The organism is Rhizobium sp. SVR5-2C (assembly GCF_056755115.1).
The window spans coordinates 1-15,783 of the sequence record NZ_JBNDHT010000059.1 but is presented as its reverse complement, the minus strand read 5'-3'; the positions used below and the strand labels follow the sequence as shown (position 1 = coordinate 15,783).

Sequence of the window (15,783 nt, the reverse complement as noted above, 5' to 3'; positions counted from 1 at the left end):
TTTCATTCCCTGCGTGAACTGGAAGTCGGCAACCTGCAGGCTGGAAACGACGATCGACCATCGCCAGCGAAGATGCAGTCTCCGCTCCAGCAATAGCCGACTCCTGCGTTATTTCTGGATTGGGACAAACTGGTTGTGTCACGCAAAACTTGCGACCAAAGGCCCCGTTAAGAGTTAGCCACAGCGATCAACGGCTTGTTCCCGACGTTTTTCCGGCACTAGGACTTCGTCCGGTCGAATTGCCGTCCCATTAGAACCTACGCGTTATTGTCGACTACTCCTTCTCACTCGGGCCAATTTAACACATACATTTCACGTCGAAGAACTGGCGCACCCGCGACAACGTCACCATCGCTCGAAATTCCATACATGGAAAAGCCGTAATTGGAGTAATCGCATTTGCCACCGGAAACGATCACATCGATCCACGCTCTTTCTGTGACGGCGGGATACACAAAAGGCTGCGCGCTGCACTGAGCGACAGGCGTATCCCGCGACGGGGATGCTGCAGACAGCCGAAACACGGCATTCTTAGAAGAAGTATCCCTTAACGTCGTTAGTTGACCAATAAGCGGGTTTGCGGCGTCACGGTTTTGCCAATGCAAACGCGTCGCACGATAAATATCCCTAAAACCAACGGTGAAGAAGAGGACGATGATAACCGCTCCCATTACCCTAGTCACATGGCGGCGCGGAGCACCAACCGCGAGCTGAATGTTCAAAGTGTTGATCGCCGATGAAAGAAACCAAGGAAGAGCTACGAAAAACGGAACGCTTGTAAAATAATAAGCGGATCCACCTGGTATCTTGAAGAGGGCGACAATCAATACTCCAGCGGCCAAACTGCCGACCATAAACAACGAACTGGGCCGCCTTATCTCCCTCGATACACCTCCTTGCCATCCAACGACAATGGCGCAAATTGGAACAAAAAAGTGTATAGAAAAAAACGATACAACCGAAAACACCGCGGCGGCGAGGTGGAAAACGGCAATGTCTCCAGCCGCCCATTCAGATTTGGAAAGACGGATATAGTATCCCCAGAAAGAGTAATCGGAAATAAAGTTAAACGGTTCAATTTTAGAAGCATCGGAATTCGCGGCTATTGCAAAAACCGTCCAGAAGACTGCGGCCATCGCCAGTATACACACAGCAGCCTCAAAGAGGCGCCGATCAACCCGCAGAAACAATATCCTGCTGGCCCAGATACCCCAGTAAATAAGCCCTACCGATGCTTTTGCATTGGCAATTGACACCGCGAACGCGAACACAACCACGAGATCAAGCAATCCCAACCGCTTCTTGAAAAGCAACGGCATGCCCACGAGCATGAGACCCAATGCAACAAGATGTGATTCTGAAATGAAGTACGAATTTACCAGGAACCACTTCTTGAAGAGGAAGACGACGCCGAACAGAAGTAAGCAAGCGGCAATGTAAGCCTGATAAAGCTTATCGGTTTTCATGCCAACCACGGCGGAGGTATAGACGATAGCGAAGAGAAGAATCGGCCCGAAAAATACATAGGGGGCGATGCCGTAAACCTCGAGCACGCTGACCCCAGATAGGACGCTTAAGCCCGCCATTAGATAATGCGAGAGGACATAGTATGGGACATCTACGAGGCCATTGAGACCCGTGGAACTTATCCCATAATTTTTCAACATAGACGCAATGCTGGCGTGAAAAAGGGTATCCTTATGCAACAATCCGGCATTAAGTCGGGTAGACATATCAAAAAAAGTATACGGTTTTCTGGTGCCGACAAACAATAGGGTCGCGAAAACCGCCGCAAGTAGGCACTGCCGGATCACTACGGCGGGATCAGGTATCTTTGCCAGGCGACAACAAGATAGAACGAAGCTGATCGCCAACCCAAGGAAAAGTACGCCATTATACCATTCGCTATTGGTATACGCGGCCAAGCAGATCAGTGCATAACAGGTAAGCAACCCAATACTGACGTCCATAAATCGCGACACAATATAAAAGCACGATATTAGGCCGATACAGACCGCGGACACACGAAGCATCGGCCAAAACACAGCAGCGTCCCACATAAGGAGACTGCCGACCCCGAATGTTACGATCGTTGAGAGAAAAAGACTTAGAAACAGAAAATCGCTCTGCCTCCGCGAGAGGCTAACCTCCTCCAGCAACCCAGGGCTGTCTACCTTATCGAACATTTCTGCAGCCTCCAAAGGCTATTGGGTCAGCAAACAATTCCTTCTCACTGACTGCAATTGCTCGAAAACGCCGATACTCCGTCCTCTGAATGTTCGGCATTGTTCCTCTTAGGAGGCTGCTCAATATAGTCACTGCATGCTCCTGTCCGTCTTTCTTGAGGCCAATCCATGAAAAAGGCGAATATGCACCTTCAATATGCCGGGTCGAAGCTGGAGCCTTACAAATCTACCGGTCGATGCCCATTGTTGTTCTCGGTTGTTGGGGAGCTTCTTTTGGCCTGCGATATCAACCTGCTCGAATGTGTACTGGTGCGGCTGTCTACCGCGCCCAAGTTTATGAGCTTTGCGGCATAGGTCACTTTGTCCAAGTTGACGATGAAACCGCCGGTGTTTTCGCTGGCTCAGCGGATAACCTCCGAGCCCATAAAGCGGCTCCGCCAATGACCAGGATTGTCGCTCGCCCTGTATCCTCCTGATAGGTCAGCCGATGGTATCAATCAAAACCTTAGCAATGTGTTCTTGCTTTTCAGCAGTTAGGCCAACCCACAGCGGCAAACGCACTAGCCTTTCAGATTGAGCAGTGGTCACTTCCAACTCGCACTTCGTGCGGCCATACCGCCTTCCAGCCGGTGAAGAGTGCAGGGGCACGTAATGGAAAACCGAGAAAATGTCATTCCTCTTGAGCTCATTGAGCACCTTCTGACGATCAATCCCCGGCGCAAGCAAGACGTAGTACATGTGGGCATTGTGCTGGCATTCATCTGGCACGATAGGCCGGCGTAGCAACCCCTTGGCCTCTAGCGGTTCAAGAATCGCGTGATAGCGTTGCCAGATGGCCAAGCGGTCGTTGGTAATGCGCTCGGCTTCTTCAAGCTGTGCCCACAGGAAGGCCGCAATCAACTCGCCCGGCAAGAACGAAGAGCCTACCTCCTGCCAGGTGTATTTATCCACCTCACCCCGGAAAAAACGACTGCGGTCGGTGCCCTTCTCACGGATGATCTCGGCGCGCACCGCCAGCGCGGGGTCGTTCACCAGCAAGGCTCCGCCTTCGCCCGAAATTACATTCTTAGTTTCGTGAAAGCTGTACGCCCCCAGATCGCCTATGCTGCCCAGCGCTCGCCCTTTGTAGGTCGCCATCACGCCCTGTGCCGCATCCTCCACAACCTTGAGGCCATGCCGCTTGGCGATGTTCATAATGGTGTCCATCTCGCAAGCCACACCCGCGTAGTGGACCGGGACGATGGCGCGAGTGCGCGAGGTGATCGCTGACTCGATGAGGCGCTCATCCAGGTTCAAAGTATCTTCTCGGATATCGACAAACACCGGAATGCCGCCACGGAGCACAAACGCATTGGCGGTCGACACGAAAGTGTAGGAGGGCATGATGATCTCGTCACCAGGCTCGATGTCCAGAAGCAATGCCGCCATCTCCAGTGCGGCGGTGCAGGAGTGCGTCAGCAGCGACTTGTCGCATCCACTCTTGTTTTCCAGCCACTCATGGCAACGCTTGGTAAAAGGCCCGTCACCGGCAAGCATGTTGCCGAACTTGGCTTCGGCAATGTAATACAACTCTTTACCGGTCATGAAGGGCCGGTTGAACTGGATTTTTTGACTCACTGCTTATCCCCCTGAAGCCTGTGCCACTCGTCGGCGACACCGCGCAGATACTCGCTGTACTCGCATGCGGGCATGTGCTCAATCAAGGTTTCAAACTGATCAATACGGAGGAACCCTCTCACCAGCGCTGCCTCTTCGGGACAACCGATTTTCACGCCTTGCCGCCGCTCGATGGCTTCAATGTAGGAAGAAGCCTCGTGCAGAGCGGTACTGGTGCCGGCATCGAGCCAGGCGAAGCCCCGGCTCAACCGCCGCACCTGCAGCTTGCCACGCCTCAGGTACTCCAGATTGACATCTGTTATCTCAAGCTCGCCCCGAACGGATGGTTTAACCGCCTTCGCAATCTCCAGCACGCTGTTGTCGTAGATGTACACACCCGGCACGGCATAGCTGCTTTTAGGGTGCCGGGGCTTCTCTTCAATAGAGATCGCCTTGCCGTTTCGGTCGAACTCCACCACACCATAGCGCTCGGGATCCTTGACGTGATAGGCGAAAATTGTTGCGCCATCCGTAAAACTGGAGACCGCCCGGGGAAAATCGTCGCCCCCCGAGAAAATATTGTCACCGAGCATCAGGATCACATCATCAGAACCCACAAAATCAACGGCAATCAAGAATGCCTGCGCAATCCCTTCGGGTCGGGGCTGTTCGCGATACTGGATCGCTATTCCCCATTGATTGCCATCGCCAAGCAAATTTTGATACCGAGGCAAGTCGTGAGGCGTTGAAATAATACAGAATTCCCTGACCCCCGACGCAATCAGAACGGTGATAGGATAGTAGATCATAGGTTTGTCGAACACAGCCTGAAGCTGCTTACTGGACACTCGCGTAAGAGGATACAAACGCGAGCCAGCGCCACCAGCAAGAAGAATTGCTTTCATTCATGTCTCCCCTCACCGATCGCGGCGACACGACCGACGTTGATTGGATAAATACCTTCTTTACGCAAGCAAAAATGGGAAAGGACAGTTCCAGACTCACGTCTTCCTAGCCACGAGCAGTCTTGAACCACCCAAAGGAAGATCGAGACCACTTTTGATGAGAGCGCGTTCCGCGCGCAATATCCATCTGAAAGCGCTATTGAGCAGGCTTGGAAGTTCCATCTCGGCTCGAACGTCGATTTCGGCAACTGATTTATTTCGGCTTAGCAAACGCGAAGCAAGCATTGCCGGAAGCAGAAGCGAAACGAATGAGGTGTCGCGAAGGATGGTGAAGCCTGCGGCAGTAACCTTCTTACTTAGTTCGCTGGCTGTGTACCGTCGATAATGGTGAGCATAATCGTCAAGTGGACTCCACAACCATGGATGTTGCGGAACGGTCACTAGGAGCGTCCCTTTGGGTTTCAGTGCAGCGTGCATTTGTTGCAGGACGGTTTCATCCTCCTCGATGTGCTCAAGAACATCAAATGCGCCAATGGCATCAAACTCCTCGGCGAAGGGGATCACCCGCGCATCCATCTGCATCAGCCGCGCAGTCGGCAATCTCTGCGAAGCGAAATGCAGACCCTCAATAAATATCTCGCTTCCGAAAAGCTGTACTTTGGTATGTTTCCTCGCAATACCGGAGAGCACAAAACCCGTTCCGCAGCCAATTTCCAGAAAGGACCGAAAATTTGGGTGATACTTGCTCAGAACCCATAAGATGAGATCGTTTCGGGATTGGAACCAGAAATTCGTCGCCTCCAACTCCGACAAAACCTTGAAATAAGAAGCCTCAAACCCGCCGCCTTGGTTAGCAAACTGCGGAGAGTAAGCTGTTATTCCGTCTATTTTTTTAGGCTCCCAACGGCAAGTGGGGCAACGAGGTGTACTGGCTTCGCTATCGAATTTCGTTCCACAATCCAAACAACGGAAGCTCACGGGTTCTGTTTTCTCTTGCTAACGGACGGAAAGACATAAATGCTGGAAGCTACATATACGAATGCGGCCACGGCAACTATACCAAACGCTTGCACGTAGGCGTGGGCATAATGGAGCCTGTCCACAAAGATATAGAGGATGCTGTAATTCAGCGCATAGCCAATGCTATAGATGATTCCATATTTGATTATCGCGCTCTGCTGATCCGCAGCATGAATGAATACCCAGCGCCGATTAGCGGCAAACCCCATCAAGACCCCAACAAAATAAAGTATAGTCATCGCTAATTTTGGTGGAACCCCAACAAAAGTGACTATGAGGTAAAGAACATATCCCAGAGCGTTTGTGACTAGACCAGTGAAGCCAAATCGAACCAACTGTAGCATACTATTTTTAGATAGAATCAGACCTGCTCCACTTTATTTGTCGTCAAGAATGGCCAGGCCGAAACCCGTCTTCCCGTATCCGTCGCCATTGTATAGCATATAGGTATTGCCCCTGTGCCGAAACACGTAAGGGTACTCGACCATCTCGCTATCCCAGCCCTTCTCGGAAAGGCCGATGCCGGCCTGATCTAGTTTCAAGGTCCATGTGATTCCGTCCCGGCTTTCAGAATATCCAATCCGATAGGTTTCGCCCTGACCACTGCGATAGGAAAACCACATCCGGTAACCACGCGCCGCATCAACAAGCACCGTAGGCCTGGAGAATGCCTGCGCCTTGCCAATTTCATACGGTATAGTCACTCCCTCTTTGTGCCATATATGACCATCCCTCGAATTTGCAGACTTGATGACATGGAGCATTTCACCGTTCCCCGCATCCCAGGTTACGGTAGAGCCGTACCACATTCTGAACGTTCCGTTGTCGGCCTTTTCAACCCACGGATAGGAAAGGCTGACTGAATCTTCCTCATCCGAGGCCATGAACGGCACGTCAGCATCCAATTCAAGCGTTAGATCAGGTCGAACCTTTATGCGTCCGATATCGCCTCGCCAATGCCCCCCCGGCGGCCTCTGCCATCCCATGAACAGCATATAGCGCTGGGCGTCTACACAATAACAGTTGCCAATACTGATGCCCGCTTCAAAGAAACTGCCGCCGGCGCCGTGGATCAGGAAAGGTAGCTTGTGCTCGCAAATGATTTCTCGTGTCACGACATCGATATCGACAGCGCCAACAGAGGAACGATTCTCATTGTCACGTCCGCTAAAAAACACCCGGTATGTGTCACCTTCAAGGTGAAGTGCGAGCGGGTTAGCGGCGTGGCTCGTCAGCTTAGGATGAATCCCCGACGGTTCGAAAAGCAGTCCAGTTTTGATCCATATATCGGTCATATCTTGCGCAGTTTTGAACTGGGAACACGGGAGCGTTCAGTGGCGCTAGATACGTAAATCCCGTCGGCTTCGGCATCCGACAGTATGAGTGCTCCGGCGCCAATAACGCATCTTTCTCCGATCGTCACGTGATCGCGAAGTGTCGCATTGACCCCGATGAAACACTGCTCACCAATCATAACGCCACCGGACACAACCACATGTGAGGAAACGAATGTGTGGCTCCCAATATGCGAATGATGGCCGATATGGTTACCGCTCCACAGTGTTACGTTATCGCCGATACGCGAAAATGGCTGGATGGTGTTGTCTTCGAGAACGAAACAGTTGCGGCCGAAGGCATGTTCGTTGAGCACAGTAGCCTTGGAACTGATATAGCTCGCAAGATCGTAACCAAGAGCCTGCGCTGCCTCGAACTTCTGCTTGCGGATCAGGTTTAGCTTGGCATAGCTGAGTGCCACGAAAAGCGCATGGCCGGCAGGAGGATAGCGATCAGCGACTTCTTCGAAAGCAACAACCGGCAAACCGCAAAACTCTCGCTCCGTCAGGTAACCTGCGTCAACGGTAAACGCGACTACCTCATACTCGCTGTCATGGCTAAAATAGTAATGCGCGAGTTGGGCAATATCACCAGTCCCGAAAATGATGAGCTTCCGCGTCATAGCTGCTTCCTCACAATCATCGTAAACTCGTATAGCTCATAGTCATGCAACAAAGCCACTTGTCGGGAATAACGGCGCTTGCAAAGATCAAATAAGTCCAGCGGATTGGCATAATAGAGATCCCGCCGCATCCGGTCGGCGTCCGAATAGGATGTCAAGCAATTGAAAGAAAACCCTATCCGGCTTGTTGCATCCATCATGTCCAGGGTTTCGGTCAAATATGCAAGCCACTCTTCGTCAGTCCGCCCGAGCCGCACATTGAAAATGCCGGAGGCTACAGAATAATCGACGACTTCACCTGGCGTGTTGCCTAACCTGAACGCGACCTCCGCCGTTTCAGCGAAACGAGAACGCGCTGCTTCAATCATCGGAAGAGCGATGTCGATACCGACATAACGAACGGCATGCCGTAGCTCTGAAAGGTGATCAAGCAATGCGCCATACCCGCATCCTATGTCGGCGATCGAATATGGTTGCGAGCGATCGACGACCTTGAGCAACTGGTTGAAACGCATGACCTGGCCAGCGTGACTGTTCCAATCTACGCCTGCGGCTGTCTGGCCGTGTTCGGCGATCCGGCCGGCGTAGTAACTCGCCACCTCGTTCAGGATGTCATCCTTGTTTCCGACCATAAATGTATCCCACGATTGTGTACGGGCGCTGCTTGGTCTCCGAAAAAATCTTCAGATAGATACCAACCGCGCCGATGAAAGAAATAGTGATCCTACCAAACTCTGATCTCCGACCTCGACAGACCATTGCAATCAAACGCCGGCCTGCTGACGCCCGAGGGGCGGTCAGCAGCTTCAGCGGCGCACATACCTCATCATGGAGCCACTTTCCGGTCCGCAATTGAAGAGCAAGTCCAATATAGTGACACCATGCTGAAAGGTTCCCCAGAGCTGGGGATACTCGGGGTATCCGACATAGTCAAACCACTCGACAGAGATACCTGCTCCCTGAAACAAGTCCTCATTCAAGTAGTCCCGCGCTGCAGGTCCAGAAACATACACCCGCGCCCCGGCCTCAACGGAAATCGCCAACAGCCTTTCGCTCTTGCCCTCCTTCAGCTCGAATTCGTACGAGTTCCGGATAGGCGTTGTAATGCCGAGATACGAGCAAACAAGCTGCAAGAGCTCCCGGTTAAGGTCGGATAAAAAAAGTTGGTCACCCGTTAGCAGGACAGGTTCCAGAAGTTGCGAAACTTCTTTGAAATGCGGTGCCCTGGCGTAATTGCTTGCGAGACTGCGCCAATGGATTTCCCGCCAAGCCTGGCCATCTAGCTCGGTTTCCCGAATCGACTGCGCATACTTGCCCTTTACTTTGACGGGGACAGTCAGCCACTTTAAGTCCTGCGGCGTCTTAATTTTGTTACGGTTCCGCCAATCTCGCCGAGTATACTGTACTTCATCGTACAAAATGAACTCGTCCACAGACGCGATCAGGTCGAAATAACCCTTCCACGGGATATAATTCGATTGCACGATTGCGACCTTCTTCATCAGGAAAATCTCATTTTAATCAGGCCGTAACGTCGATCAAAAAGATCTTTCGGCAAGCGCTCTCATTTGTGACATACCGGTGCACTGTCTTGCCGGTTCTGGTCGTTTCTGGTGACACTCGTTACCACATGCGAACGCTCGCTCGCATCGGAACGTCGTCGAGAATAGATTTCTTGAACAATTGAGCGAGGCCTATCCTTCACCTCCTCCAGGATCTGCTTTACGTAAAGGCCCATCAGCCCGGTAAAGACAGCGTTCAGACTGAAGAAAAAGACGACGACCGCCATAAGCGAAGACCATCCGTCTTGGACTGGCCCTGTCAGCGCGCGCAGAACAACAAACGCCCCGTAGCCCATACCTAGGAAAGCCATCACTAGACTGAAGCACAGCATCAACATCAACGGCTTTGCAGAAAACGTCGTGATCGCAAGGGCGGTTAAAGCAATCCGCCGTCCCAACGAGTAGGTTGTATCCGATGTGCTGGATTTGACAAAAGTGAAAGACGCCTGGGGATAGCCAGCAAGAATGCTCAGTGGAACGAAGACGGGGTTCTTATCTCGAAAACTAAGTAGAGTGGATACATAACGACGGGTCATCAATCGTATTGTCGATACGTTTTCAGGAATGCGGACTTCGCTCAAAGCAGAAAAAAGCCAATAGAACAGACGTCCTGATATCCTCTCAACATGGCCGCCTTTCCGGCCTTCCTGCAGCCCGTAGAGGCAGTCAACGGCTTTTTCGCGCAACACCCGCGCCATTTCCGAAAGCAATTCGGGTGGCTCCTCGAGATCGCTGTCAATCAAAAATATTAAATCACCCTGAGCATGTTCCAAGCCGGTGAACATCGCTCTATGATGCCCGAAGTTTCGGCTCAAGCACACCAACGATATCCGAGGGTCAAGCTCAACCCACCTTCGCACGATATTCGCGGAACCGTCCGGGCTACCATCATCGACAATCACAATTTCGATATCGTCCGCCACCGCCTCTCCCGCGGCCAAGGCACGTTGGATGAACTCTTCGATTGTGTCCATGGACCTGTATAAGGTCGTAACGATGGAAAGCTTACGGGTCATGGAGTTCATTTGACTTTCGGCAACCGAGACTTGAACCAGTCGTCAACTGAGCGAAATTCTTCCAGTCCATAGCCAAGTATTTTCTTTTGCTGGTCTGTAAAGTCCGGAGCTTCACCCAGCACAGAAGGAATATGGAACTGCTGACGCAGCATGGGAATCGTGAAGACGTGATTGATGGCTCGACGATTTTTATCAGTCCGATTCGTGCTGCCCGCGTGGTAAAGCATGCAGTTTAGAACAATAAATGTTCCCCGCTTGACGGTAACTTGGCTCTCCAAACGCCGAACAACCTCATCGGGGGGGAATGCTTCACGATGATGAGTTCCAGGAATCACGCGCGTGGCGCCATTTTCGATAGTGAAATCATCTAACGCAAAGAGTGCGTTGATAGCGAGCGGACGAGAGCTTGTAAAATGCTGATAGGGCAAATCTCTATGGTATTGCGCTTGGTGATACCTGCGCTGGTTTCCACGGTTTATGAGACCATTCACCTGGTTCAAAATGAAATAGCCGCCAAGAAGCCGTGATAACAATTCATGAAGTGGCTCGTTGAAAACGACTTTCCAGAAATTCGGGCAGATGATTGGCAGAAGTCGGACTGTGTCGCGTTCATTAATCGAGTCGAGTTCATAGCCTCGTGCAGATGCGTCGGTGTCGTATTCTGATTCCGCCTTATTGAACAACTGCGAGAGTTCATCGAGCTCAGCGCTGGTCAATCCGGAGTCCAGCGTGGTGTACCCCAGCAGTCGGACCTCCTCCGCGAGAACATCGTAAATGTCTTTTGCTTCAGTTGTTGCAATAACGCCGTAGCGAGAAATTTCGGTCATCGGATGGCATCCTGCTTTGCAATTTCAAAGGAATGGAAAATTGGAACACCCTCCGATTCGAAACGCTCCCGAACAAGCGGCCAGCTTCGATCATGCACGCCCGCGATTAGGGGCATTCTTGGAAAGTTCAAGAAGTCCTCAGTCGATACAACAGGTTTATTGTAGAAATCGCTCTCTACCGGTCGGTCTCTTACAAAAAACTCCGCATTTTCGACAACGGACGGGCTATAGGCATGAAGAAGATCGGAATACTCGCCCGTGCCGAAGATGCCGTATTTCCGGCCCTTGAGCGCCCAATCAGTCGCGTCTTGCACTTTGCTCCAGGTGTTCAAGTAGTCAGCACGCTTTTCAGAAAGAAGCTCAAAGCCACGGCTCTTATTTTCAAGGTCGGCGTCGCCCGATTGCAAGAGATGTATCCCAAAGCCCCGTAGGCTACCCGTTAAAGGAGAGCTCTCAACCACTCGGAGATTTGCGCCCGCTACAATCATCGCCAACGAGACTGGTGTAAAGTTCGATATATGATCGTAGAAGAGCAACTCCGATCCCACCATCTCTCCATCGGGACAAACCACAAGGATAATTCCCGTTTCATCAATGGCGTGTCCGCATGCTCGAAGGAAGCCGTGAGGACTATGTGTGTGCTCAATGACGTTTACGGAGAAGCAAAGATTGTACCCGCGCGGTCTCTCTTCGAACTGCTCGGCAAAACCCTCGTGGATAGAAACCCGACGTCCCGCGATCGAGCGGGCATATGCTGCTACTTTGGAGCTAGGCTCCACTCCGGTCGCAGTTTGAGCGCCAAGATTGTCAGTCAGGTGATTGAGTAGCGTGCCGCTACCACATCCGAACTCTATAATTTTGGAGAGGTCGGCCTTCCTCCCTAGATGGCACGCCAAGAAAGCTTCTATTTGCCGGCCATATTCGACGGAGCGCGCAACCTCGGCAGCCGCGTCTCGTAGGCCGATCGAATAGTCGTCGCTGTAAATCTCTCTTATTTGCTCTTCTGAAAAGTTCTGCGTATGAAAACCATGTCCGCAGTTGTTACAAGAACGGCGCTTAAGAGGATTCGATACAACTCGGCCATCACTGATCATTGAACGGGATAGATGCGGGACGGGCAGGTCTTTGCAATCCGCTGAGCCGCACGCGGGACACACATAGCTATATTCCGTCAAGCGATATCCCCCGCAACTGGTCGCTAGGCGGTTGGCAATAGCGCAATTTCGTCGCCGCATGCAAGTCGTAAAAGGAGGAAGGCAGGCTCCCGCTTTCCGCGAAGGCGGCAAAAGGCCCAAGCGCGTTTGCGGCGCCTGGAAACTATCAGCTATGGCAAGGCAATTCCCGAAACTACACCAAGATTGCCAGGCACCGCTCAACTCACGCCTCTCATGCAGGATCAAATGTCGCTTCGCACACTATTTCACGTTGCTTGGGTATGTAATTGCCCTTTTGCAATTCCTCGGCGTCAGGAAGCGGCTGGTGGTATTGGCGGTAGATGTGCGTGCCGTTGACCACTCGAAATCCCTCGAGCAAGTACTCCAAGCTTGTTCTAAATTTGTCGAATTGGCAGCCCTCGGCACCGATCATTGCGCGCCTTATACGCACGGTATGTCCAAAATATACCCTGTCAGATCTATGCCCATTTAACCTTTCCCCGCTTTTGCCGAGGATCGGCAAAATTACTTCTTCGCCGCTTTGATTGACCGAAGATATTGTAAACCAATTTTCAGCCATTCGCAGATCAGTCTCGTTAAAAACGTTGATCGGTGTCGTGCCAAAAAAAATAACGGATCGCGCAGGCTTGGATAAGACCTTTTGTATTTTCGCGACTATCGCGGGCTTGTAACTATCAAGATAAGGGGTTGGCAACGTGATCAAAAACGCCACGGCAAAAAAGCTGAAGTGCACGAAGAGTGGAACGATCGGATCGCCAGTCCCTATCGCTGTATCGCGGCGGGCTCTGGAATACCCTTCCGTATAATCGACTTTCTTTGATGGGATTTGGCAAACGCCGAACATTCTAGTGCGTCGGTCAGCCATGAAGCGATACACGGCACGTCCGCCAAGCAAGCTTCCGAGAAGCAAGAAGGGATAGGCTGGCAGCAATAGCAAGACATAGCGACTTAAGAGAAGATAGAAATCATATCCCTTAACCGGAGGTGCGTTTGACGAGATATCCACACCATAAAGATCTTTGGTGGCATCCTGCGGATCGATCCCAACCTCGGCAAGCCACCGCGCGTTTTGCGAGAGTGGCCGTAGCTCCACCCGTTGGAAAATATCGACGAACTTCACGAACTGAACTGTCCGGTCGCAAAGGTTGCATCTGTCATCGTAGGCCACGTGAAGGGTTTTAGGTCCGGCTATGAATGCTTTCTGCCAGAACAATCCGGCAAAAAAGATGAACTCAAATTCAGCGAGCCACCCGAGCTGAAGAACGAATTTGCTTAGGCAAAAGAATAACACGCCCCACACGATGACATATCGGCGAAACCACCCTCCAAGGATCACGAACGGTACAATCAAAAGATACCAGGGCAGCATCGCCCATAAAGACAATCTCGCGAGAAACACAGGCAATGTTCCCATAGAGAACAAGTGTGCGAACTCGGATGAGAAGCGGGACATGAAATTATTCGTCAGCAACAATGGCCCGGCAACACCCGTCATCCAAGCTGGCTCGTTCAGATGCATCGCAAGAGAGTACAGGCAAGTACACCAATAAGCTGTAAGCATCATGAATTTGACGATTTGAAGCGTATCAGCTGACGGAATACCGTCCTTGTAATAGAAGAATGAAATTATATGTCGAAAGGATCGGTTCGACTTCATTATCCAGGCGTCGAGAGAAAATCTTGCGCCCGCATTGGAGAGCATCAGCAATAGAGCTAAGGTCGTGCCGATATTATTTCCGAGCGTAGATGTCCCAAGCAGCCTGTCACCAACACCCCATTGGAAGATAACGAGGAACGCAAGACAGAACTGCGTAAAAAGTCCGAGTGCGATGAAGGTTCCTATGAGGGGGCATAGGAGGGACAGTGACCAAATGGTGAACTTTGTCCAATCTGAGTCTGTCAAATAGTAGAGTACCCAACCTGCCCGCTCCACGATAAAAAATCCGAACGCAAATCGCAAAATGGCGAATTTCGGTGACTCATGAATAGGATTTGATACGAACGCGCCACGGTCCTGTAAAAATCTCGCAAAGCGCGTCAGTTTTTCCCGAAGCGAGCGGTGATATTTTTCATCGGAAAAGACGAGAAGCAAGATCGCCAAAAGTGAAAAGAACCACGTAGCACGACCAAGATACCAACGCGTTTCGCCGACAACGCCTGCCAAAATGATGGTTGTGGCGAACGCCGCAAATATTACAAAAAAAATCTTGCTCGTAAAAAAATGAAATGCGATCGCTGAGTTAGTCATCTGCGGGGCCTCATCGAGTCTTTCCGGCATAGTTTTCTCCGCAGCCATTTGCGTGTCGTCTTAAGAAATCTCAAAACACTCCTACATTCGAAATCATTCAGGCTCAAGCTAGGCGCTGCAGACGGGTTAGACCAAGCTGAACCTACTGCGAGCTACGCAACGTAGGGTCGATCCGTTTGAAGCGATCGAGTAACCGCCCCGGCTCTGCCGGAGATCATTTGGTTTGAGTTATGCGGCCAAGGCTGGTTCGTCCAGCGTGGCGTAACACTGCTCTTCAACTTTTGCCGGCAATGTATTCCCGATGGGCTCTAACAGCCTCCGTTGGTTGCAGGTTTTGCCGAGTTGAACACGATTTTCGCACTCAGGAAGGTGCGCTCCTCGGATGCGTGCGATTTTCCAAGAACTACTCCGCAGCTTGGACCGAAGAGCAACGGCCTCCGAAGATGCTCTCTAAAGATGTGCCGATCGACTTAGGGTCCGAAGACCAAGTCATATATTAGTCCGCACTGCAAAACACCGCAGTGAGTCACCTTCAGGAATTGAAACCAGACTCAGATCGCCCGAAGTGTTCCAGTTAGAGACTGTCATTTAGGTCAATCGTCTTTCTTTTGTCGCAACTGACGCAAACTTTCAGTTTTCTCTCGACGCTTGTCATCGCCGATGTCCGTGACTTGCTCTAGAGTGCCCGGAAAGCGATTTAATTTAGCGTTTGTCGAACTAGGGACATTACACCGGCAAATCATCACGCTGTTTGCATCTGTTCCCGATGTCAGCATTTCCGAGCTCATGCCGCCCTGGAGAGCTCGACCTGCATGGCTTCAAAAGCCTCCGGCGACACCGAGCCATGGGTTACGAGCCCGCTGGTCAGACAATCGAGCAGGCTTCGTTCCTCCGCGAGGATCTTGAGCGCCCGATTAGGCTCAGCCCGTAGTATCCGATCGATTTCCGCACGCGCCTCAGGATCGGTATTGATCGCAGTTTCGATCTAGTGGCGTCCGGATACGCCAACGTAACGCAGCGACGGCCCCATGCCGTAGCTGAGGACTATTTCGGCCGCGGCTCTCGCGCGGGCAAGATCGGAATCCTCTCCGCGATCAACACATCGCCCATGCCCTTCTCCGACAACCAGCGCCTCTGCCGCCGCACCGCCAGCATCGTGGCGATCTGATCCAGCAAGGCCGGCCGGTCGATGCGCCCCGACGTGTCGAGGTCCGTGTCTCCCACGGTCCGCGAGGCGATCCTGCCGAACCTCAATCCGAGCGAGCGGGCCACTGTCGATTATGTCAACCTG

General features: G+C 51.8%; 14 protein-coding genes. 1 reads left to right on the top strand and 13 read right to left on the bottom strand.

Going from position 1 to position 15,783, the window contains the following annotated elements:
* Positions 1-284: 284 nt before the first annotated feature.
* The 13 genes from ACPYOI_RS17965 to ACPYOI_RS17905 all read right to left on the bottom strand — a co-directional run bounded on the left by ACPYOI_RS17965 (position 285) and on the right by ACPYOI_RS17905 (position 14,522).
* Entirely contained in the window at positions 285-2,186 is a 1,902-nt protein-coding gene (locus ACPYOI_RS17965; RefSeq protein WP_481419214.1) for a hypothetical protein, read from the bottom strand.
* A 480-nt stretch (positions 2,187-2,666) separates the two neighbouring features.
* Positions 2,667-3,803 carry a dTDP-4-amino-4,6-dideoxygalactose transaminase gene (gene rffA / locus ACPYOI_RS17960; RefSeq protein WP_481419216.1) on the bottom strand — a complete coding sequence of 379 codons (1,137 nt, stop codon included), beginning with the start codon at positions 3,801-3,803 and terminating at the stop codon, positions 2,667-2,669.
* Positions 3,800-4,687, bottom strand: a complete 888-nt coding sequence (rfbA, locus tag ACPYOI_RS17955; protein ID WP_481419217.1) for a glucose-1-phosphate thymidylyltransferase RfbA — start codon at positions 4,685-4,687, stop codon at positions 3,800-3,802. The genes rffA and rfbA overlap by 4 nt, the downstream gene beginning before the upstream one ends.
* Before the next feature lie 96 nt (positions 4,688-4,783).
* Positions 4,784-5,665, bottom strand: coding sequence for a methyltransferase domain-containing protein (locus ACPYOI_RS17950; protein WP_481419218.1), 882 nt, complete (start codon positions 5,663-5,665; stop codon positions 4,784-4,786).
* Complete coding sequence (locus tag ACPYOI_RS17945; protein ID WP_481423136.1) at positions 5,662-6,051, bottom strand: GtrA family protein; 390 nt, start codon at positions 6,049-6,051, stop codon at positions 5,662-5,664. Before ACPYOI_RS17945 ends, ACPYOI_RS17950 begins: the two co-directional genes overlap by 4 nt.
* Before the next feature lie 33 nt (positions 6,052-6,084).
* Positions 6,085-7,002, bottom strand: a complete 918-nt coding sequence (locus ACPYOI_RS17940) for a glycoside hydrolase family protein (RefSeq protein ID WP_481419220.1) — start codon at positions 7,000-7,002, stop codon at positions 6,085-6,087.
* Entirely contained in the window at positions 6,999-7,664 is a 666-nt protein-coding gene (locus ACPYOI_RS17935) for an acetyltransferase (RefSeq protein WP_481419221.1), read from the bottom strand. The genes ACPYOI_RS17940 and ACPYOI_RS17935 overlap by 4 nt, the downstream gene beginning before the upstream one ends.
* Positions 7,661-8,296 (bottom strand): class I SAM-dependent methyltransferase, encoded by a 636-nt coding sequence (locus ACPYOI_RS17930; protein ID WP_481419222.1) that lies wholly within the window; start codon positions 8,294-8,296, stop codon positions 7,661-7,663. Before ACPYOI_RS17930 ends, ACPYOI_RS17935 begins: the two co-directional genes overlap by 4 nt.
* 174 nt (positions 8,297-8,470) lie before the next feature.
* The gene (locus tag ACPYOI_RS17925; protein ID WP_481419223.1) at positions 8,471-9,166 is read right to left on the bottom strand and encodes a WbqC family protein; all 696 of its coding nucleotides are present in this window, start codon (positions 9,164-9,166) and stop codon (positions 8,471-8,473) included.
* 62 nt (positions 9,167-9,228) lie between these two features.
* Entirely contained in the window at positions 9,229-10,251 is a 1,023-nt protein-coding gene (locus tag ACPYOI_RS17920) for a glycosyltransferase family 2 protein (protein ID WP_481419224.1), read from the bottom strand.
* Complete coding sequence (locus ACPYOI_RS17915; protein WP_481419225.1) at positions 10,248-11,069, bottom strand: phytanoyl-CoA dioxygenase family protein; 822 nt, start codon at positions 11,067-11,069, stop codon at positions 10,248-10,250. The genes ACPYOI_RS17920 and ACPYOI_RS17915 overlap by 4 nt, the downstream gene beginning before the upstream one ends.
* The gene (locus ACPYOI_RS17910) at positions 11,066-12,244 is read right to left on the bottom strand and encodes a class I SAM-dependent methyltransferase (protein WP_481419226.1); all 1,179 of its coding nucleotides are present in this window, start codon (positions 12,242-12,244) and stop codon (positions 11,066-11,068) included. The genes ACPYOI_RS17915 and ACPYOI_RS17910 overlap by 4 nt, the downstream gene beginning before the upstream one ends.
* Positions 12,245-12,455: 211 nt before the next feature.
* Complete coding sequence (locus ACPYOI_RS17905; protein WP_481419227.1) at positions 12,456-14,522, bottom strand: DCC1-like thiol-disulfide oxidoreductase family protein; 2,067 nt, start codon at positions 14,520-14,522, stop codon at positions 12,456-12,458.
* Between the two features lie 958 nt (positions 14,523-15,480).
* Between ACPYOI_RS17905 and ACPYOI_RS17900 the strand changes: the two genes are divergently transcribed.
* A complete protein-coding gene (locus ACPYOI_RS17900; protein ID WP_481419228.1) occupies positions 15,481-15,660 on the top strand; it encodes a hypothetical protein in 180 nt (59 codons plus the stop codon).
* Positions 15,661-15,783: the final 123 nt, after the last annotated feature.